This is a genomic window from Allosphingosinicella sp. (genome assembly GCF_036403745.1).
GTDB lineage: Bacteria > Pseudomonadota > Alphaproteobacteria > Sphingomonadales > Sphingomonadaceae > Allosphingosinicella.
In genome coordinates, this window is record NZ_DASWQI010000044.1 from 1 (window position 1) to 19,322 (window position 19,322).

General features: G+C 70.3%; 15 protein-coding genes and 1 tRNA gene. 13 read left to right on the plus strand and 3 right to left on the minus strand.

What is annotated here, in order from left to right; translation table 11 throughout:
• The 7 genes from infA to VGC56_RS08115 all read left to right on the plus strand — a co-directional run.
• A partial coding sequence (infA, locus tag VGC56_RS08085; protein ID WP_464124436.1) for a translation initiation factor IF-1 occupies positions 1–153 on the plus strand: 153 nt, incomplete at its 5' end.
• Between the two features lie 14 nt (positions 154–167).
• The gene (locus VGC56_RS08090; protein WP_464124382.1) at positions 168–734 is read left to right on the plus strand and encodes a Maf family protein; all 567 of its coding nucleotides are present in this window, start codon (positions 168–170) and stop codon (positions 732–734) included.
• Complete coding sequence (locus VGC56_RS08095; protein ID WP_464124383.1) at positions 727–1,701, plus strand: ribonuclease; 975 nt, start codon at positions 727–729, stop codon at positions 1,699–1,701. Before VGC56_RS08090 ends, VGC56_RS08095 begins: the two co-directional genes overlap by 8 nt.
• Complete coding sequence (locus VGC56_RS08100; RefSeq protein ID WP_464124384.1) at positions 1,679–1,876, plus strand: DNA gyrase inhibitor YacG; 198 nt, start codon at positions 1,679–1,681, stop codon at positions 1,874–1,876. Before VGC56_RS08095 ends, VGC56_RS08100 begins: the two co-directional genes overlap by 23 nt.
• Positions 1,877–1,916: 40 nt before the next feature.
• Positions 1,917–1,992 (plus strand) — tRNA-Phe (locus VGC56_RS08105).
• A 152-nt stretch (positions 1,993–2,144) separates the two neighbouring features.
• Positions 2,145–3,212, plus strand: a complete 1,068-nt coding sequence (locus VGC56_RS08110; protein ID WP_464124437.1) for a type III polyketide synthase — start codon at positions 2,145–2,147, stop codon at positions 3,210–3,212.
• Positions 3,213–3,214: 2 nt separating this feature from the next.
• The gene (locus VGC56_RS08115) at positions 3,215–4,309 is read left to right on the plus strand and encodes an NAD(P)/FAD-dependent oxidoreductase (RefSeq protein ID WP_464124385.1); all 1,095 of its coding nucleotides are present in this window, start codon (positions 3,215–3,217) and stop codon (positions 4,307–4,309) included.
• Here the strand turns inward: VGC56_RS08115 and VGC56_RS08120 are convergent.
• The 3 genes from VGC56_RS08120 to VGC56_RS08130 are packed head-to-tail and all read right to left on the minus strand — an operon-like array spanning position 4,268 to position 11,130.
• On the minus strand, positions 4,268–4,672 hold the full coding sequence (locus VGC56_RS08120; protein ID WP_464124386.1) for a hypothetical protein: 405 nt from the start codon (positions 4,670–4,672) through the stop codon (positions 4,268–4,270). The genes VGC56_RS08115 and VGC56_RS08120 overlap by 42 nt on opposite strands.
• Entirely contained in the window at positions 4,669–8,919 is a 4,251-nt protein-coding gene (locus VGC56_RS08125) for a translocation/assembly module TamB domain-containing protein (RefSeq protein ID WP_464124387.1), read from the minus strand. The genes VGC56_RS08120 and VGC56_RS08125 overlap by 4 nt, the downstream gene beginning before the upstream one ends.
• Positions 8,920–11,130, minus strand: coding sequence for an autotransporter assembly complex protein TamA (locus VGC56_RS08130; RefSeq protein WP_464124388.1), 2,211 nt, complete (start codon positions 11,128–11,130; stop codon positions 8,920–8,922).
• Between the two features lie 129 nt (positions 11,131–11,259).
• On the opposite strand from VGC56_RS08130, the gene VGC56_RS08135 reads away from it, so the two are divergent.
• The 6 genes from VGC56_RS08135 to VGC56_RS08160 all read left to right on the plus strand — a co-directional run bounded on the left by VGC56_RS08135 (position 11,260) and on the right by VGC56_RS08160 (position 19,320).
• The gene (locus VGC56_RS08135) at positions 11,260–12,684 is read left to right on the plus strand and encodes an FAD-binding oxidoreductase (protein ID WP_464124389.1); all 1,425 of its coding nucleotides are present in this window, start codon (positions 11,260–11,262) and stop codon (positions 12,682–12,684) included.
• 78 nt (positions 12,685–12,762) lie between these two features.
• Positions 12,763–13,551, plus strand: a complete 789-nt coding sequence (locus VGC56_RS08140) for a metallophosphoesterase (RefSeq protein ID WP_464124390.1) — start codon at positions 12,763–12,765, stop codon at positions 13,549–13,551.
• A gap of 128 nt (positions 13,552–13,679) precedes the next feature.
• Entirely contained in the window at positions 13,680–14,432 is a 753-nt protein-coding gene (locus VGC56_RS08145; protein ID WP_464124391.1) for a polysaccharide biosynthesis/export family protein, read from the plus strand.
• A gap of 55 nt (positions 14,433–14,487) precedes the next feature.
• Positions 14,488–16,728, plus strand: a complete 2,241-nt coding sequence (locus tag VGC56_RS08150; protein WP_464124392.1) for a GumC family protein — start codon at positions 14,488–14,490, stop codon at positions 16,726–16,728.
• On the plus strand, positions 16,718–17,950 hold the full coding sequence (locus VGC56_RS08155; RefSeq protein WP_464124393.1) for a tetratricopeptide repeat protein: 1,233 nt from the start codon (positions 16,718–16,720) through the stop codon (positions 17,948–17,950). The genes VGC56_RS08150 and VGC56_RS08155 overlap by 11 nt, the downstream gene beginning before the upstream one ends.
• Positions 17,947–19,320 carry an O-antigen ligase family protein gene (locus VGC56_RS08160; protein ID WP_464124394.1) on the plus strand — a complete coding sequence of 458 codons (1,374 nt, stop codon included), beginning with the start codon at positions 17,947–17,949 and terminating at the stop codon, positions 19,318–19,320. Before VGC56_RS08155 ends, VGC56_RS08160 begins: the two co-directional genes overlap by 4 nt.
• Positions 19,321–19,322: the final 2 nt, after the last annotated feature.

Consider the following 19,322-nt stretch of genomic DNA (forward strand, 5'->3'; position numbering starts at 1 on the left):
CGGGTGAAGCTCGAGAACGACCATGAGATACTCGGCCACACGGCCGGCAAGATGCGCAAGAACCGGATCCGAGTCCTGGTCGGCGACGACGTGCTGGTAGAGCTGACGCCCTACGACCTGACCAAGGGTCGGATCACCTACCGGTTCAAATAAAAGCGGGTGGGCCCGTGCGGCTGATCCTCGCTTCCGCCTCGCCGCGCCGGCTCGAGCTGCTGGCGCGCCTCGGGATTGTGCCCGACGCGGTGGTGCCGGCGGAGATCGACGAGACGCCGCGCAAGGGGGAATTGCCGGCGCCCTACGCCCAGCGCATGGCCGCGGAAAAGGCGCGGGCGGTGGCGGAAGGCGGCAGCCTCGTCCTTGCGGCGGACACCGTCGTCGCGGCCGGACGCAGGATCCTTCCCAAAGCCGAGAGTGAGGACGAGGCGCGAGCGGCGCTCACCCTGCTCTCGGGACGGCGCCACCGGGTTCTGTCGGCGGTGGCCCTCGTTGATGCCGAGGGCCGGGCGCGGCATCGCCTGTCGGCCAGCATCGTCCTCTTCAAGCGGCTCTCCGCCGACGAACTCGACGCCTACATCGCGAGCGGCGAGTGGCGGGGGAAGGCCGGCGGCTATGCCATCCAGGGCCGGGCGGAGGCGCTGGTCCGATCCCTTTCCGGCAGCCACTCCGGCGTCATGGGGCTGCCGCTCTACGAGACTCGCGCGCTGCTGCGCGCCGCGGGCTATTCGCTTGGCTGAGTGGCTCTACGAGGCGGGGATCGGCGAGAACCGGGCGGTCCTCGTCGAGGCGGGCGAGATCGTCGAAGCGCTCATCGAGCTGCCCGGCGCGCTACGCCTGGGGAGCGTCGTCGAGGGGCGGCTGACAGCCATCCTCGTGCCCGGCCGCCGCGGCGTGGTGACGGCGGGCGCCGGCGAAATCGTCGTCGAGCCGCTGCCGCCCGCGCTGACCGAAGGCCGGGCGGTGCGGGTGGAGATCGTCCGGGAAGGCATAGCCGAGGCGGGACGCCCCAAGCTCCCGCGCGGCCGGATCACCGACGCACCGGTGCGGGAGGCCGATACGCTCGCAGAGCGGCTCGGGATCGCCCCCACGGTGACGCATGGACCGGACCCGCTGGAGGCGGCCGGCTGGTCGGAGCTGCTCGAGGAGGCGGCGACGGGGGAGATCGCCTTTTCCGGCGGCGCGCTGCGAATGAGCCTGACGCCCGCCATGACCCTGTTCGATGTCGACGGCAGCCTCCCGCCCGCCGAGCTCGGCGTGGCCGGAGCGGCGGCGGCGGCGCGGGCGATCCGCCGCTTCGGGATCGGCGGCTCGATCGGCATCGACCTGCCGACCCTCGCCTCCAAGGCCGAGCGCCAGGCGGTGACGGCGGCGGTCGACGCGGTGCTGCCGCAGCCATTCGAGCGGACGGCGATGAACGGGTTCGGCTTCCTGCAGATCGTCCGCCGCCGCGAACGCCCGTCGCTCCCCGAATTGCTGCAGGCGGACCCGGCCGGCGCCGCCGCCCGCGCCCTGCTGCGCCGCGGCGAATGGGCGACGGGGGCCGGCGAGCGCCTGCTGACGGCCGCGCCGCCCGTCGTCTCACGGATCGAGGCGAATCGCGAATGGCTGCAGGCGCTTGCCCGCCGCATCGGCGCGCCGGTCGCCTTGCGGGCCGAGCCCGGCCTCGCCATATCGGCCGGGCATGTCCACGCCTCCCAAAGCTAGAAAGAAGCCGAACGGCTGCCCCGTTTGCGGCAAGCCGGCGAGCGGCGCCCACGGCCCGTTCTGCAGCCAGGGCTGCCGCGACCGCGACCTGTTGAAATGGCTGGGCGACGGCTATCGCGTCCCCGGTCCGCCGGCGGACGAAAGCGATCTCGACAGGCTGGACAGGGACGGCTGAGCGCCTCTATAGCGCCCGCTTTCCGCGCCAGCACGGAAATGCCCAGGTAGCTCAGTTGGTAGAGCACGTGACTGAAAATCACGGTGTCGGCGGTTCGATTCCGTCCCTGGGCACCATTCTTCCTCCCCCATCGCCGCCGCCCCTCCTTCGCCGCTTCCCCGCCTAAATAGGGTGTCGCTTTCGGGGCTTAGCTGGTGCAGGGAATTTTTCTCAGCCTCCGTTCATCTAAGCTGAGCCAAACATCCCGCACCCTTGCGGAGTCCGCGCCCTGACGACCGCGTTCATCAATGCCATCGGGACCGCCGTGCCGGAGCATGACGTCCACGACGCCTTCATCGACTGGGCCAGCGCCCGCGTCGAGGAGCCGCGCGCGCGGGCCGTATTCGCCCGCATGGCCGAGCGCTCGGGCATCCGCCACCGCTGGTCCGTCCTGCCGCAGGCCGCGGGCGGCGGATCGCCGGTCGAGCCGGGCGGCTTCTATCACGGCGCCGTTCCCGGCACCGGCGCGCGGATGGAGGTCTATGCCGAAGCGGCACCGCGGCTGGCGCTCAAGGCCGTCGCAGACCTTAGCGAAGCGGTCGACCTCGACGGCATCTCCCACCTTGTGGTCGCCAGCTGCACCGGCTTCGTCGCGCCGGGAATCGACCAGATCATCGCCGCGGAGCTCGGCCTGCCGGGCGAGGTTGAACGCACCCTGGTCGGCTTCATGGGCTGCTATGCGGCCGTTTCGTCGCTCCGCCTCGCTTACCATATCGTCCGCTCGAGGCCCGAGGCGCGGGTGCTGGTGGTGACGGTCGAGCTTTCCACCCTCCATCTCCAGGACGAGCGCCGGCTCGAGCCCTTGCTCGCCATGCTGCAGTTCGGCGACGGCGCCACTGCCTCACTGGTGACGGCCGAAGCGCAGGGCTTCGGCATGGCCGACCCGTTCGCCGCCACCCTCCCCGATTCGGCGGACCTGATCCGCTGGCATGTCGGCGACCACGGCTTCGCGATGACTTTGTCGGGCGAAGTGCCGGGCCGCATCGCCGAGGCGCTGCGCGACGAGGCCTTTCGCGAGCGGCTGCTGGCCGGCGCAGATGGGGGCGAGATCGACAGCTGGGCGGTGCACGCCGGCGGCCGGTCTGTCCTCGACGCGGTCGAGCACGGCTTGACGCTGCCGCAGGGGGCGCTGGCCGAATCGCGCGACGTGCTCGCCCGCTTCGGCAACATGTCCTCTTCGACGTTGCCCTTCGTGCTGGCCGAGCAGTTGCAGCGGCCTGAGCGGCGGCGCGGGGTCGCCCTCGCCTTCGGCCCCGGGCTGGCGGCCGAGGGCTTTCACTTCCGACGCGCGGCCTGAACATGGCCCTGCCGGCCCGCTCCCCGGCCCTCATCGTCGGCGGCGGACCGGCCGGCGCCGCCGCCGCGATCGCCCTCGCCCGCGCCGGCCACAAGCCGCGCCTCCTCGAGCGCACGACGGGTCCGCACGACACGGTGTGCGGCGCCTTCGTCGGGTGGGACTCGGTCGCGGCGCTGCGGCGGCTCGGCATCGACCCGTTCGCGCTCGGCGCCCATCCGATCCACCGCCTGCGCCTCTACGGCAGCGGCCATGAGGTCGAGACCCGCCTCCCCCGCACCGCCGCCGGCCTGTCGCGCCGCTGCCTCGACGAAACCCTGCTCGACGCGGCGCGCGCGGCCGGGGCGTACGTCGACCGCGGCCGCTCCGTCCGCGCCGCCGATCCCGGACGCCGCACCGTTCGCACCGACGACGGCGAGGAGATCGGCGCCGACGCCCTGCTGCTCGCCACCGGAAAGCACGAGCTGCGCGGCGCCCCCCGGCCACGCGACACCTCCCGCGATCCGGTGGGCCTGCGCACCGCCCTCTCGCCGTCCAAGACTCTCGACGCCATCCTGGACGGCGTCATCGAGCTGCACCTGTTCGACGGCGGCTATGCAGGGCTCCTGCTCCAGGAAGACGGCTGCGCAAACCTGTGCCTCTCGGTCGCGCGCTGGCGGCTGAAGCGCGCCGGCGGCATCCCCAATCTCGTCCGCGACCTCGGGGCGGAGCTTCCCGGCCTGCGCGCCCGGCTGGCAGAAAGCGAGCCGGTGGCGTGGAGCGCGGTCTCGGGGGTGCCCTATGGCTGGTACGCGCGGGGGACCGAGCCCGGGCTCTACCGGCTGGGCGACCAGGGCGGGGTGATCGCTTCGCTCGCCGGGGACGGGATCGCCATCGCGCTGGAGAGCGCCGCCGAGGCCGCCGCCGCCCTCCTCGCCGGGCGCACTTCGGACGCCTATCAGGACCGGCTCGGCCGCCGCGTCGCCTTTCCTCTGCTGGCGGCGGAGGGGTTGCGCTGGGCGGCGGAGCGGCCGGTGCCGCGCGACCTCCTCATGCGCCTGGTCGGGACCTTCCCGAGCCTACCGCGCGTCGCCGCCCGGCTCACCCGCGTCGGCGGCTGAGCCCCGCTTCGCCCAGCCGGTGAACAGCCCCGGAAACCAGCGGCTCGCGACGAGCAGGAAGGTCGGCACGGCCATCGTGTTCCAGATGTCGCGAATGCCCTCGGCTGCCTGGATCTGCCGCTCCGGGCCCGGCCAGATCTCGTAGGTCCAGTCGTAATATTCGTTGGCGAGCTCAAGCAGGAGCAGCACCAGCCACGGCAGCGGGCTCCTCAGCGGCCGCCTGAGGACCAGGGCGGCAATCACGAGGATGCCGAGCCCGAAATAGACGTGGAGCGCGTCCATGTTGAGGCCGATGGCATGCTCGAGCCACGCCTTGACCTGGTGCCAGTCGTGCGGAGCCGCCGCGGCGGCGTTCTGGGTCAATATTGCTTCCGGTAGCGGGCGTTCAGATTGTTGCCGTTATTGCCCTGTGCGCTCACCGAGCTGAGGATGGAAAGCGCTTTCGACAGCGCGATCTCGATCTGCGTCGCCGTATAGCCGCGGGCGTCGGTGACGATCTCGAGATAGATATTGCGGCTGACGTAGAAGCCGGCGGCGAGCGCGGTACCGCGGCCGGTGGTCTGGTCGGCGCCGAGGATGCGCAGCCGCCCGAGCCCCGTCGCCGAGCGCAGCTTGCCCAGCGGGTTCAGCCCGCCGCCGCCGCGGAGCGAATTGAGCGACGAGGCGAGCTGGATCGCCTGCAGCGCCGAAATCTCGTTGACCGACCCGCCGAACAGGATGCGCGCCATGATCTCGTCCTGCGGCAGGCCGGGGTTCGAGGTGAAGGCGATCTGCGGGTTCAGCGCGGTGCCGCTGACGTTGATGTTGACGGTGACGTCCTTGATGTCGGCGGAGGCGACGATGTCGATGCGCGGGTTGGGTGGCCGCGCGCCGGTGAAGGCGATGGCGCCGCGGGTGACGTCGAAGCGCTGGCCCGAGAAGGAATAGGTGCCGCGGATGAGCTCGGCCTGGCCGACGAGGGCGGGCGTCGCCGAGGTGCCGCGGACCCTGAGGTTCGCCGACCATTCGGACTCGAGCCCCATTCCGGAAATGTAGAGCTGGTTCTGCGCGTGGAGGCCGAGATCGAGCTTCCAGATGCTCGGAACGCCCGTTTCCTGCGCCTGCTTGATCGCCGCCGGATCGGGGAGCGGCTCGCCCTTGCGGCGCACCCCGGTCAGCTCGACCACCTCCGCAGCGCCCTGGCGGATGATCTCGTAGCGCACGTTCGGCAAGGTAAGATCGCCCGCGATCAGGGCGCCGTTCGCCTTGCTGTTGGTCACGGTGAGATTGCCGGTGACGGTGGCGGCGATATTGTCGCTGCGCGCCAGCTGGGCGTTCTGCATGCTGAGCCGGATGTCGATCGGATATCCGGCCGCCGCGGCGAATCCGACGGTGCCGGTGCCGCTGATCGTGCCCCGCCCGGCATGGCCGGAGAATTGGGTGATCTGCAGCGTCGAGCTGGTGAAGCGGCCCTCGAGCGCGATGCCGGTGATGTGGGTGCCGTAGCGTTCGTCGGTGAAGGCGAGGTTGTTCGCGCGCACCAGGCCGGTCAGCTGCGGGTTGTCGACCCGCCCGGAGAAATCCGCCGCCACGCCGATCGGCCCGGAAAGCTGCTCGTTGGCGATGCCGGCGAGGGACCACAGAACCTCGGCCGGCCCGTTATAGCGGATGCCGCCGACGAGCGGCGCCGCCATCAGCCGGCTCGACCAGGACCCAGCGGTGCCGACCGGCTGCAGCCGCACCTGCGCTCGGCCGATCAAGGCGCCGCCGCGGCGGATGACGGCGTTCACATTGCCGCCCTCGGGCCGCAGCGTGCCGAGCAGGGCGATGTCGACCGGATCGGAGCGCATGGCGATGCCGGTGCGGGTGAAGCCGGCGACGGTGAGCCGCGCGTCGGCCTGCGGGAAGCCGGACGGGCCCTGGACGAAATCGAGGCTGCCGCTCAGCCGCCCCCCCAGCCCCAGACCGGGCGAGAAGGTGTTGGCGACGGCGAGATCGAGATTCTGCATCCGCGCCTGCACTTCCATGCGGTCGCCCCAGCGCCCGGCGAGATAGATGCTGCCCTGGGGCAGGACGATCTGGGTCGGCGCGAGCTGCCAGGTGCCGGCGGCGCGGCGGATGTCGGCGGGCTGGGCGAAGCGGAACGGGATGCCGTTGGCGACGCCCTGCGCGGCGGCGCGGATATGGTCCGGCTCCATCGCCGCGTTGAGGCCAACGCGGAACGGGACGCCGCTCGATCCTTCGGCATAGGCTTGGGCGGTGCCGCGACCGCCGCGATAATCGGCGTGGACGCGGGCGCGGGTCAGCGCGAAATTGCCGCTGTGGACGCCGGCCAGCTGCGCGTCGCCGGTAACCTGCGGCAGGCCGGGAACGAGAATGGCGGTGGCGCGGATGAAGCCCTGCTGGATCTGGATCGGCACCGGCCCCGGGATGGTGGCGTCGTTAGCCCGTGCGTCGACGCCGACCTGCTGATATTTGCCGGCGGCGGCGAGCTGGATCGTGCCCTGCAGGCCGCGACCGGTCATGGCGAGGGTGCCGGCGAACGGCCCCGCCGCGGTCTGCACGACCCGGCCGGAGAAGGTCATGCCGGCGAATGTCAGGCGGCGGATGTCGAGCGTCAGCGGTCCGCGGCCCGTTCGGACGGTCAGATCGGCGGCGAAGGGCCCGTAATCGGATTCGCCTGTGGCGGTGATCGCGTAGCCGTTGCCGGTCGCCCGCACCGTGGCTCGCACGTTTCGCAGACCGACGCCGAAGCCGGGGGAGGCGGCGCGAAGCTGGACTTTGGGCGCCGTGGCGGTGCCGGTGAGCACCACCGCGAACGGGCCGTAGGCCTTGCTCACGCCCGCCAAGCGGAAGTTGATCGCGCCGCTGGGTGAGTACGTGCCGTCGCCGGACGTGATGCGGACGCCGGGCGAGCTGAGGCGGATATTGGCGAGGCGGACGGTGCCGTTGCCGGTCATCTCGACGTTCGCCGCTGCGGTGGCATTGCCGCCGAGGAAGCCGCGCGCCGAAGCATTGTCGATCCGCCGCGTCTTGACCGCCACCCGCCCCTTGATGCCGAAGCCGGCGCCGCTGGTGGTGACGTTCATGTCGGTGGTGATGTCCAGCAGCCCGACGCCGTTCAGATGGTAGCCGTTGACCGTGCCCTGGATGCCCGCGCGGTACAGGCCCCGCGCGAAATCGGCGACGACGACGGTGGTGGCGTTGAGCTTGTCCGAGCGGATGCGCAGGTTGTCGGAGACCAGCCGCGGGCCGTTGATGTTCAAGGTGCCGTTCAGCGACACGTTGGTGAGCAGCCCGCCGAGCGACGGGTCGAGCCCGGCGATCCGCCGCACCGTCGCGGAAATGGGCACGCGGATACGGTCGGTGTCGATCTGGGCGCGGCCGATGGCGCGGAAGCCCTCCAGCACCGTCTTGTTGAAGCCCAGGGCATCGGCGCGCAGGTCGTAGGCGACGACGGGGGTGCGGAAGGCGCCGTTCACCACCGCCGCCAGCTGGAGGTTGCGGGCGGAGAGGTTCGGCGCGACGACGTTGGGCTCCGGCAGCCGGACGGCGAGCTTCAGGTCGTGGACCTCGCTCTTGCCGAGGTCGATGAGCCCGTCAGCGCCCACCGAGATCGCCTTGGAGCTGAGGCGCAGGCGGGTATCGGCACGGCGCTGGTTCAAGGTGGTGACCAGCGCCACCTGGACGTGCGGGGCGAGCAGGCGCTTCGCGACTCCGTCGGCGACCATCAGGCCGGGATTGGCGGGGCCGGTGACGGTGAAGGTGCCGTTCTTCGCGCCGAGCGCAAGATTGGCGAAACCCTTGCCGCCGAGCAAAGCCTGCGCGTTGCCGTTCCAGTCCGCCCAGCTGCCCTTGCCGTTGATCCGCGCGGAGAGCGGCTGGGTGAGGTGAGTCAAGCCGGCGACGAAGCCGTTGCCGGGCGCGTCCACCGCCAGCCCCATGTCGAGCCGGTTGCGGTCGGGGACGGCGTCGAGCCGGAGCACGATGCGGTCGCCGCCCGGCAGCCCAGGCCCGGCAAGGGCATTGGCGCGGAGCCCGACCTGCGCGCGGCCGCTGGCGATCTTGGCGGTGCCGTCGAGGCTGACGAGGTGCCGGTAGCCGGTCACCGCCGGATCGACATAGATGCGGCCGACGTCGAAATGGCCGACGTCGATGTTGATGTCCGGAAGCAGCGGCGCGTTGGGGTTGGTGTTGGTCGGCTTGAACTGCGGCAGCCGCCACAGCCGCGCCTGCGGCACGCTGAGGCTGCGGATGTCGACATGGTTGCTGAAATAGGCGAGCGGCCGCCAGTCCATCTTCGCCTCGCTCGCAGCGAAGAAGCGGCCTTTCTGGTCCGCCAGCGTCAGGTCATGGACGGTGAGGGTGCCCCAGAGGGACCCCTCGATCCGCCCGACGTTGATCTTGAGGCCGGACGCCATTTCCAGCCCGTTGATCTGCTTGACGACGAAGCGCCGCCCGAAGTCGCTGTTCAGCCACACCACGAACAGGAGGACGAGGAGCAGCAGGGTCCCGACCGTGATCCCCGCCCATTTGGCGGTGGTGCGGGCGCGGTGGTGGACGTGGACGACCCGCACAGGCTCCTGGGGCACGGGCGCGGCGGCGGAGGGCGGAGGCGGCTCGGCGGCCATCTAGAAGGCCTGCCCGATCGAGACGTAGACGGCGATCCGGGATTCGCCCTTTTTGCGGCCGATCGGGGTGGCGATGTCGGCGCGAAGGGGGCCGAAATTGGTGTAGAAGCGGCCGCCGATGCCGGCGCCGTAGCGCAGGCCCGAAAGCTTGGGATACGGGCTGTCGTAGACCTGGCCGGCGTCGATGAACGGCACGATGCCGTAATTGCCGAACCGGTAGCGCGCCTCCAATGAGAATTCGATCTGGCTGCGGCCCCCGGTCGGCGTGCCGCTAGCGTCCTTGGGGCCCAGTTCCTGGTAGCCGAAGCCGCGTACCGATCCGCCGCCGCCGCCATAGATGCGCCGCGACGGCGGCAGGTCCGAGAGCTTTGCGCCCAGGATCGAGCCGACCCGCACCCGGCCCGCGACCGTCAGGCTGTCGGTCGCGGGATAGTAGACGCTGCCGTCGACGATGTTGCGGACGTAGGGCTTAGTCGGTTCCCGCAGGGATATTTCCGGGTTGGTGCGCAGCCCGATGCGGAAGCCCTTGGTGGGATCGAGCAGGCTGTTGGAGCGATCGTAGCCGACCTGGCCGATCAGGCCGGCGATGAAATGCGCGTTGGTGATCGAGATTTTGGGGAAGTTCTTCTCGTCCTCGTTCGAAGCGACGAGTTCGGCGCCGTAGGAATAGGTCCACACCTTCTGCCAGATCGGCGTCGAGGTGCGCGAGACCAGGCCGTAGAGGCGCGCGATATAGGCACGGTAGGCGGGCAGGTCCTGCCGCCCCGCCTCCGCCTGGAGGAGCAAAGTGCGGTCGCGCTGCCCGGCATTGCTGCGCTGGAACTGGACGACGAGCGACTGCTCCTGCGTGCCGGCGATGCCGGTGATGCGTAGCGCGCCCTCCGGCGGGAACAGGTTGCGATGCTCCCACGTCGCCTCGGCGCGGAAGCCCTGGCCGGTATTGTAGCCCGCGGTGCCCGACAGGGTACGGGCCGGACCCGCCTCCTGATGGACGCGGATATTGACATATTCGGTCCCGTCGGGCGCCGTCTGGCCGGTGCGTTCGGGGCGGGCGGCGACGGTGCGGAACAGGCCGGTCGCGACCATCGCTTCGCGCAAATCGTCGACCTTGCGGCTGTCGTAGAGCTCGCCGCGTTTGAAGCGGGCGAGCACCCCGACATGGTGCGCGTCGAAGGCGAGCTTTCCTTCGGTGGTGAAGCCGGCGAAGGTCGAGCGCGGGCCCGGATCGACCGGCAGGGTATAATCGCCGACATGGGTCGCCGGATCGAGCAGCACGTCGCGCTGGCCGACGTCGACGAACGGATAGCCCTGCTGGGGAAGGCGGAGGCGGACGTTGGCCTCCGCCGCCTCGACGTCGGCGGCGACGATCGGCGTGCCGGTCTTCAGCTTCAGCGCGTCGCGGGCGATGCCGGCGGGATTCGTCTCCGCGCCCTGGATGCGGATCTGGCCGAAATCATAGCGCGGGCCCGGCACGGTGGTGACGGTGACGGCGAGGCGGCCCGGAGCATCGGGCACCTGGGTGATGGTGGTGCTGGCGGTGCCGTCATAATAGCCTTCCGACCGGAGCAGGCGGACGGCGAGAAGCTCGTCCTCCTTGGTCCGCGCTGAGACCATCGCGCCGTTTGTGGCCTTGCCGTCGCCGTCCTCCAGCGCTGAGAGGCTGCGGAAGCGGCCCTCGAGCCCGATCTGCTTCAGCCCTCCGATCGTGACGGTGTAGCGGATGACCGGCGGCGGCGCGTCGGTGGCCGCCTTGGCGTCCGGGGCGGGGGTCGCGAGCTGGAACTGATCGATCGGCGTCAGCGGATCGGTGAGCGCTGGGTCGGCGGGCTCGGTGACCGGCGGGAAGGTGCCGGCGGGGGTGATCGCCGGCGCTGGCTGCGCGGCGGCGGCGGCGGGTTGCCCCGGCTTCGCGGTTGCGGGCGCCGGGCCCTGGAAGGTGGAGAGCGGTTCCAGCGGCTTCGACAGGTCGGGATCGAGCGCCGGCAGTTCCTTCTGGAACTGGCTGTCGGGAACGATGGGCGTATCGGCGCCGGCAGGGGGCACGGTCGCCGCCGGCGGCGCGGGACTCGGTGCCGGGGCGGGGGTGGAGGATGTCTGTGCCGCGGCGCCCGACGCCATCAGCATGGCGCCAGTGGCGGCGGACAGGAAAAAACCGGCCTTGTTCAACGTGCGCCGACGCTCCCCGTGGCTCGGCATGATGGGAAACGTCATAAACACCAGATGCTTGGACTTTGTTCCGGGAGCGAAAGGGCTTGATGTAGATCAGCCTCAGGGCTGTTGCAGCGTGGTCACGGCCAAATTGCGTTTGCAAGGCGCCCCGGCCTTTTGCACAGGGGCGTGATGCCCGCCAGCCCCACCGATAACCTGCTGCGCGACCTCGAAGCCCTGCTCGGCCCCCGCGGCTTCACCCGCGCGGCCGACGACATGGCGCCGTGGCTGACGGACTGGCGCGGGCGCTATCACGGCGCTGCCGCCGCGCTTCTCTCCCCCGGCTCGACCGATGAGGTGGCCACGATCGTCGCCCGCTGTGCAGAGGCCGGCGTGGCGCTGGTGCCGCAGGGGGGCAACAGCTCGATGGTCGGCGGGGCGACGCCGCTGGCCGAGGGCGGCGCGCTTATCCTGTCGCTACGGCGGATGAACAGGATTCGCAGCCTTTCGCCCGAGGACAATGCGTTGACCGCCGAGGCGGGGACCATCCTCGCGAACGTGCATGAGGCGGCGGCGGAGATCGGACGGCGCTTCCCCCTGACCCTCGGCGCGAGGGGCTCCGCGACCATCGGCGGCCTCGTCTCGACCAATGCCGGCGGCACCCAGGTGCTGCGCTTCGGGCCGATGCGCTCGCTGGTCCTCGGCGTCGAGGCGGTGCTGCCCGACGGGTCGCTGTTCGAGGGCCTGTCGCCGCTCCGCAAGGACAATCGCGGCTATGATCTCAAGCAGTTGCTGATCGGCGCGGAGGGCACGCTGGGTGTCGTCACCGCCGCGACGCTGCGGCTCGTCCCCGCCATCGGCTCCCGCGCGGTCGCCTGGGTGGGGGTCGAGAGCCCGCGCGCGGCGCTGAAGCTGCTGCGCCGGCTCGAGGAGCGGCTCGGCGACGCGGTGGAGAGTTTCGAACTGGTCCCGGCCACCGCCCTCGCCCTCGTCCTTCAGCACATCCCCGCCACCCGTGCGCCTCTCGATACGCCGCAGCCGTGGAACGTCCTCGTCGAGACCGTCGCGCCCGCCCATGCCGCCGAAGCGCCCAAGGGGCTCGAAGCCGCGCTGGCTTCCGCCCTGGAGGAGGGTGCTGCGACCGACGCCTTTCTCGCCGCAAGCGAGGCACAGGCCGAGGCGCTGTGGAAGCTGCGCGACTCCATCTCCGAGGCGGAGCGGGGCGAGGGACCGGGGCTCAAGCACGACATTTCGGTCCCCGTCTCCGCCATGCCCGAATTCGTCGTCGAGGCGGCGCGCGCGGTCGAAGCGTGTTATCCGGGCGCGCGGGTCATCGCCTTCGGCCATCTCGGCGACGGCAATGTCCACTTCAACGTCCAGCCGCCGCCTATCGCCGGCTGGTTCGAGGCGCGCGGCGAGGAGGCGAGCGGCTTCGTCTACGACCTTGTCGTCGCCGCCGGCGGCTCGATCTCGGCCGAGCACGGCATCGGCCAGATGAAGGCGGCGACGCTGGCGCGGACCGACCCGCCGGCGCGGCTCGCGGCGCTTCGCGCCATCAAGCAGGCGCTGGACCCCAAGGGGATCATGAACCCGGGGAAGCTTTTCCCGCTCACCTGAGTTATGGCGTCCGGGGGCATCTTTCGTTCAGTTGGATAAGGCCGCGCGTGCCGCGGCCGCGGAGTAGGCGTTCACCTCATGAGTTTCTTCAAGCGGATCGTCGGCGGCGGTGGGGGCAAGGCGCCGCGCGGCAAATCGGGCGCGCGCGCCTATGCGGTCGGCGACATCCATGGCCGGCTCGACCTGCTCGACGCGCTGCTCGCGCGGATCGAGGCCGACGCCGCGTCGCGTCCCGCCCGCAAGACCTGGGCGGTGTTCCTCGGCGACCTCATCGACCGCGGCCCTGAGTCCGCCGGGGTGATCGAGCGGCTGCGCAAGTGGCGGCCCGAGCATATCCGCCCCGTCTTCCTCGCCGGCAATCACGAGGAGGTGTTCCTCACCATCCTCGGCGGCGACGCCCGCTTCCTCGCCAACTGGCTGAAATTCGGCGGCGCCGAATGCGCGGCGAGCTACGGCGTCGATCCCGATCTCCTGCGCCGCATCGACGAGGACGAGGCGGTGGCCATGCTGCGCGCCAAGGTGCCGCGCAAGCATCGCGACTTCCTCGAAAGCTTCGGCGACACCTTCGCGTTCGGGGATTATCTGTTCGTCCATGCCGGCATCCGCCCGGGCATCGCCATTGAGGAGCAGGACCGCACCGACCTTCGCTGGATCCGCGACCCGTTCCTCAGCGACGCGCACGACCATGGCTGCGTCGTCGTCCATGGACACACGATCTTCGAGGCCGTCGACGAGCGGCCGAACCGGATCGGCATCGACACCGGCGCCTATCGCACCGGGGTGCTGACCGCGCTCGCCGTCGAAGGCGACCGCCGCTGGTACCTGGCCACCGGCGCAGGCCCTGCACAGGATTCTCACCGAAGCTGAAAAGGCTTTGAAACTCAACGACTTTGGTGCCGTCAGCAGCCGCCGCCGGCCCATATCGCCTTGACCGGCGAGGCGCAATCGGTAAGGGGTTCCGCTTACAATTGGCAGAATCAGGACTGTCCGTGTCAATGAATCTGGAAAATCGCCCGGGGGGCCATAGGCCCGCCCTCACCGCCGCCGCGTCCGCGACGCCGCGCCGTATCGGCGTCGCCGCGTTGCTCGCCGGCGCCTTGATCCTCTCCGGCTGCGCCGGCTCGCGGGGCGGCAAGATCCCCTACGGGGTCAAGGATTTCGGGCATCCCGATTCGCCCGCGCCCACGGTCATCGAGGAAGATTACCGGGTCGCGCCGCTCGACGTCCTCCACATCAACGTGTTCCAGGTACCTGATCTTTCCGGGGATTTCCCGGTCGACCTCACCGGCACGATCACGCTGCCCCTGCTGGGCAACGTCAAGGCCGTCGACATGACGACGAACCAGCTCAACCAGAAGCTGGCGCAGCTGCTCGGCGCCAAATATCTGCAGCATCCCGACGTCAACGTCGTCGTCAAATCGTCGAGCACGCGCGTCGTCACGGTCGACGGCGCCGTGCGCAGTGCCGGCCAGTTCCCGGTCACGGGTCCGCTGACCCTGGTTCAAGTCGTGGCGCTTGCCCACGGCACCGACGAAAGCGCCAATCCGCACCGCGTCGCGGTGTTCAGGACGATCAAGGGCGAGCGCATGGCGGCGGCCTTCGACCTGCAGTCGATTCGCCGCGGCGAGGCCGAGGATCCGCGCATCTTCGCCGGCGATATTGTCGTCGTCGACGGATCTAAGGTGAAGAGCGTGTGGCAGACGGTGCTGACGTCGCTGCCGCTCCTCAGCCTGTTTCGGCCATTCTAAAGACATCCAGCCGCGCGTTCGATCGCGCGCCATGTGAAAGGCAGCTTTCGCTCCCATGAGCAAGAACGAGATCGGGCCCGCGGGCGCCCAGCCGGTATGGCCCCTCGCCCCCCAGACGGGCGGCGCGCTCGCGCTCCCGCAGGAGTGGGCGCCGCGCCCCACCGGCCTGGCCGCCGGTGACCTCAACATCGCCACCCTGTGGCGCGTGGTGTCGGAGTGGCGCTGGCTGATCCTCGGCGCCGTCGCCGTCGGCCTTGCCGGCGCGATCGTCGCGACCTTCCTGACGACGCCGCTCTACCGCGCCTCGGCGACGCTCGAGATGAATCCACCGACGATCGAGGTGACCGATCCCACCAAGGGCGGCCGCATGACGATGGGCGGCGACGAGCGCAGCTTTCTCGCCACCCAATACAGCCTGCTCCAGAGCCAGAACCTCGCGCAGCGCGTGGCGCAGGACCTGAACCTCGCCTCCAACAAGGAGTTCATGCCGCAGGGCGGCGACCGCAATCAGCGGATCAAGTGGGCGGCCGGAATCCTGCAGTCCAACCTGATCGTCAAGCCGGTCGAGAACAGCCGCATCGTCCGCATTTCCTACTCCTCCCCGTCGCCGACGCTGGCGGCGCAGATCGCCAACAGCTTCGCCGACGATTTCATCAATTCGAACATCGAGCGGCGCTACCAGGCGACCGACTATGCGCGCCACTTCCTCGAGCGGAAGATCGCCGACACCCGCGCGGCCCTTGAGAAATCGGAGCGCGAGGCTGTCGCCTATGCGCAGGCGCGAAGCCTGATCAACCTCGGCAGCAGCGACGCCAGCAAGGGCGGCGGCGGCACCAACGATGCCAGCTCGCTCCAGGGCGCCGAGCTGTCGCAGCTCAACATGGCCTTGGCGCAGGCGCAGACCCGGCGCATCCAGGCGGAGCAGGCCTATCGCAAGCAGGGCAATGTCCAGACCAGCGAAGTGGTGGCGAGCACCGCCCCGTTGCGCACCCAGATCGGCGAGCTCGAGAGCACCTATCAGGAGAAGCTCAGCACCTTCCGGCCGGAATATCCTGACATGGTAAGGCTGCGCGCGCGCATCGACACGCTGACCGCGCAGCTGAAGCGCGAGCAGGGCAGCGTCACCAGCAGCCACGCCTCCACGCTTCTCGGCGAATATCAGGCGGCCGCCGCGTCCGAGCGGGCGCTCCAGTCACGCGTCGACCAGCTCAAGGCGCAGGTGCTCGACCTTCGCGGCGCCGGCATCCAGTACAACATCCTGCAGCGCGAGGTGGAGACCAACCGCTCGCTCTACGACGCCCTCCTCCAGCGCTACAAGGAGATCGGCGTGGCCAGCGGCATCGGCACCAGCGCCGTTTCGGTCGTCGATCGTGCCGATCCGCCGGGGGGGCCGTACAAGCCCAATCTGATGCTGAACCTCCTCATCGGTCTCGGTCTCGGCCTCATCGCGGGTCTCGGCGCGGCGCTCGCCCTCGAGTTCCTGAACGACACGATCAAGACTCCCGAGGACGTCCGCGAGAAGCTGGGGCTGCCGTCGCTCGGGGTCATCCCGCGCAAGAAGGGCAACGATGCGCTCGCCGACGAACTCAAGGACCAGTCGTCGCCGATTTCGGAGGCCTATTATTCGCTCCGGACGTCGCTGCAGTTCACCACCGAGACGGGGGCGCCCAAGACCCTGCTCATCACCTCAACGCGCGCCGCGGAAGGCAAGTCGAGCACCACGCTCGCCCTCGCCCAGAATTTCGCGCGGCTGGGAAACAACGTGCTGCTGATCGACGGCGACCTTCGCAAGCCGGCCTTCGTCACCGGCAGCGATCCAGACGAAGGCCTGTCGAAGCTGCTCACCAATTCTGACCCTCTGCCCAAGCACGTGCTCAAGACGCAGTTCGAGAACCTCTCGCTGCTGCCCTGCGGACCGCTGCCGCCGAACCCGGCCGAGCTGCTCGCCTCCTCGCGCCTCAAGACGATCATCGCCGAAGCGCTCACCCATTACGACATGGTGATCGTCGACGGCCCGCCGGTGCTCGGCCTCGCCGACGCTCCGCTGCTCGCCGGCGTCTGCCGCGCGACGTTGCTGGTCGTCGAGAGCGGCAAGACCCGCAGCCGCGCGGCCCTCGATGCCATTACCCGCCTCAAGAATGCCGGCGGCAACATCGTCGGTGCGGTGCTGACCAAGTTCCACGCGCGCGCCCACGGTTATGGTTATGGCTACGGCTATGGCTATGAGCCCTATCGCTACGGCGGCGTCGGCAGCCGTGAGCGCGAAATCAAGCTCATCGCGCAGCGTGAGGAGTAGGCGCCGCCGCCACGGCTTCGGCGCCGGGCGGATCGCCCGCATCGTCGCCGCGGCCGCTGCAATCCTCTTCGCCGGCTGGTGGGCCGTCGAATCGGCGGTGGTGAATGCGCTCGGGCGCACCCGGCCGTTCCTCGCGGCAGAGGTGGCGCGGGGTGACCCGCGCGGGCCGCTCATCGTCGCGATGACGGAATTCTCGCTGCGCGGCGGCCGGGTCGATCCGCAGACGCAGGAGCAGGCGCTTGCCGCGCTGAACCGCGCCGCATTGGCCGACGAGCCTTTCCTCCTCGCGGGGGTCTCCGCCGCGGCCGGCCATGACGATGCCCGCGCCGAGGCGCTGCTCAGCGAGGCGCGGCGCCGCAATCCACGCGGGCGGTTCACGCGGCTGCTGCTGCTCGATCTCTACATGCAGCATAACCGCTCCGAGCAGGCGGGGACCGAACTCGCCGCCCTGACCCGGCTGATCCCGGAGGCGGGCGGTGCGCTGGTGCCGGAACTGAGCCGGCTGGCGCGCGACCCCAAGACGCGGCCCGGCCTCGCCAAGATGCTGCGCCGCAACCCCGAGATACGCGACCTGACGCTCGCCAATCTCGCCACGCGCGACGGCGATGCCGATCTCGTCATCGCGCTCGCCGCCGAAGCCGGCAGCGGCGGCGATCCAGCCCACCCGCCGGCATGGCAGGGCGTCCTCCTCGACAAGCTCGTCGCCGCCGGCCAGGTCGACCGCGCCTATCGGCTGTGGCAGGCCGCGACCCGGCTTTCCGGCGATCCGACGAGCAAGGGGCTCTACGACGCCGGATTTGCCGGCGCGCCGGGCGGCCCCCCGTTCAACTGGCAGCTCAGCAGCGACGGCGAGGGCGTCGCCGAGCGCGGCCGTGGCAACCTCCAGATCGATTATTACGGACGCGCATCGCGCGTGCTCGCGCGTCAGCTCCTGATCCTGAAGCCGGGCGCCTACCGCCTGCAGATGCGGGCCGAGGGCGCCGCCAAGGGCGACGGCACCCGGCTCATCTGGTCGGTCACCTGCCTCGAGGCCAAGGCGCCGCTCGCGCAGCTGCCATTGACCGACGTCAGCTCCGCGCCGAAGCCGCTTGCAGGCGCGTTCACGGTGCCGGCCGGTTGCCGCGCGGAGTGGCTGCGCCTCGAAGGCGTGCCGGGCGACGTTGCCGCCGAGCAGACCGCCACCATCTCCAACCTCCAGATCGTACCGGTGGGCGGGCGATGATCCACCGCATCCGCGTCGGCCTGATGCCCGCTTTCCTGCTCTCGTGCCTGCTCCTCGGCGGGGCGAGCGCGGCGGGCTGGTGGAGCAATCTCGCCCTTCAGATCGCCGCGCTGCTGCTGCTTTTCTACGCCGCGGCGAGCCGGCGCGGCACGCCGCTCTCCTCGGCGTCGCGCCAGGCGCTCGGACTCGCTGTGCTGCTGCTCGCGCTGATCCTGCTGCAATTGGTGCCGCTACCGCCGGGGCTGTGGAGCCACCTGCCGGGGCGCGCACCTATCGCCGAAGGCTACCGCCTGCTTGGCCGGCCGCTGCCGTGGCTGCCGCTGTCGCTCGAGCCGTTCAAAACGATCTCCTCGGCGCTGTGGCTGCTGCCCGCCGCGGCCATGCTCACGGGGATCGTTGTCCTCGGCGCCTACCGGTCGAGCTGGCTCGCCTGGTGCCTCGCCATAGTCTCGATCGTGTCGGTGGCGATGGGGGCGCTGCAGCTTGCCGGCGGCCAGGGATCATCCGCCTATCTTTACGACATCACCAATTATGGGGCGATGACGGGGTTCTTCTCCAACGCCAACCACCTCGCTACGCTGCTGCTCGCCACCGTGCCGTTCCTCGCCGCCCTATACCTCAACGCGCTCAACAAGGGCCGTTCGCTGCAGAAATCGTCGGGGCTGCTGGTGGTGCTGGCCGGCACCGGCGCCGTCATCGTCGTAGGCCTCGCCGGCGCGACCTCTATCGCGGGCATGGGCCTTGCCCTGCCGGTCGCCGGCGCGAGCGCCCTGCTGGTCTTCTCGCGCAAGCGGCGGGTGCCGGGATGGACCGCCATCGTTCTCGCATTGCTGCTGGCAGGCTCGGTCGCCGCCGCCTTCTCCGCGCCGTTCAACAACAATCTGACCGGCGAGCAATCGAAGACCGCCGAGGATTCGCGTCTGCACAGCTTCTCGACCACGGCGCGCGCCGCCGGCGAGTTCCTGCCGTTCGGAAGCGGCATCGGCACGTTCCAGCAAATCTACCGCGCCCATGAAGACCCGGCGCGGGTCGGCCGCTATTTCATGAACCACACGCACGGCGACTATCTGGAGCTTGCGCTGGAGATGGGTGTGCCGGGGCTCCTGCTCGTCCTCGCCTTCGTCCTGTGGTGGATGAGGCGCACCTTCGTCCTGTGGAGCCGCGACGACGCCGATCCCTTTGCCCGCGCGGCGACCATCGCGATCGGCGCGATCCTCGCCCACAGCATCGTCGATTATCCGCTGCGCACCGCCGCGATGAGCGCAGTGTTCGCGATGTGCTGCGGCCTCATTGCCGATCCGCGCGCGAAGGTGCAGGCGCGCGCGGCGCAGGACCCGAAGAAAGCGGCCCGGCACCTCTCGGCGGATTAGCT

Excerpts from the sequence above, each read along its gene's own strand:
- VGC56_RS08160 (WP_464124394.1), top strand. The coding sequence starts at position 17,947 with ATGATCCACCGCATCCGCGTCGGCCTGATGCCCGCTTTCCTGCTCTCG.
- VGC56_RS08145 (WP_464124391.1), top strand. The coding sequence starts at position 13,680 with ATGAATCTGGAAAATCGCCCGGGGGGCCATAGGCCCGCCCTCACCGCC.
- VGC56_RS08130 (WP_464124388.1), bottom strand. The coding sequence starts at position 11,130 with ATGACGTTTCCCATCATGCCGAGCCACGGGGAGCGTCGGCGCACGTTG.
- VGC56_RS08115 (WP_464124385.1), top strand. The coding sequence starts at position 3,215 with ATGGCCCTGCCGGCCCGCTCCCCGGCCCTCATCGTCGGCGGCGGACCG.
- VGC56_RS08125 (WP_464124387.1), bottom strand. The coding sequence starts at position 8,919 with ATGGCCGCCGAGCCGCCTCCGCCCTCCGCCGCCGCGCCCGTGCCCCAG.
- VGC56_RS08140 (WP_464124390.1), top strand. The coding sequence starts at position 12,763 with ATGAGTTTCTTCAAGCGGATCGTCGGCGGCGGTGGGGGCAAGGCGCCG.
- VGC56_RS08150 (WP_464124392.1), top strand. The coding sequence starts at position 14,488 with ATGAGCAAGAACGAGATCGGGCCCGCGGGCGCCCAGCCGGTATGGCCC.
- VGC56_RS08135 (WP_464124389.1), top strand. The coding sequence starts at position 11,260 with ATGCCCGCCAGCCCCACCGATAACCTGCTGCGCGACCTCGAAGCCCTG.
- VGC56_RS08100 (WP_464124384.1), top strand. The coding sequence starts at position 1,679 with ATGTCCACGCCTCCCAAAGCTAGAAAGAAGCCGAACGGCTGCCCCGTT.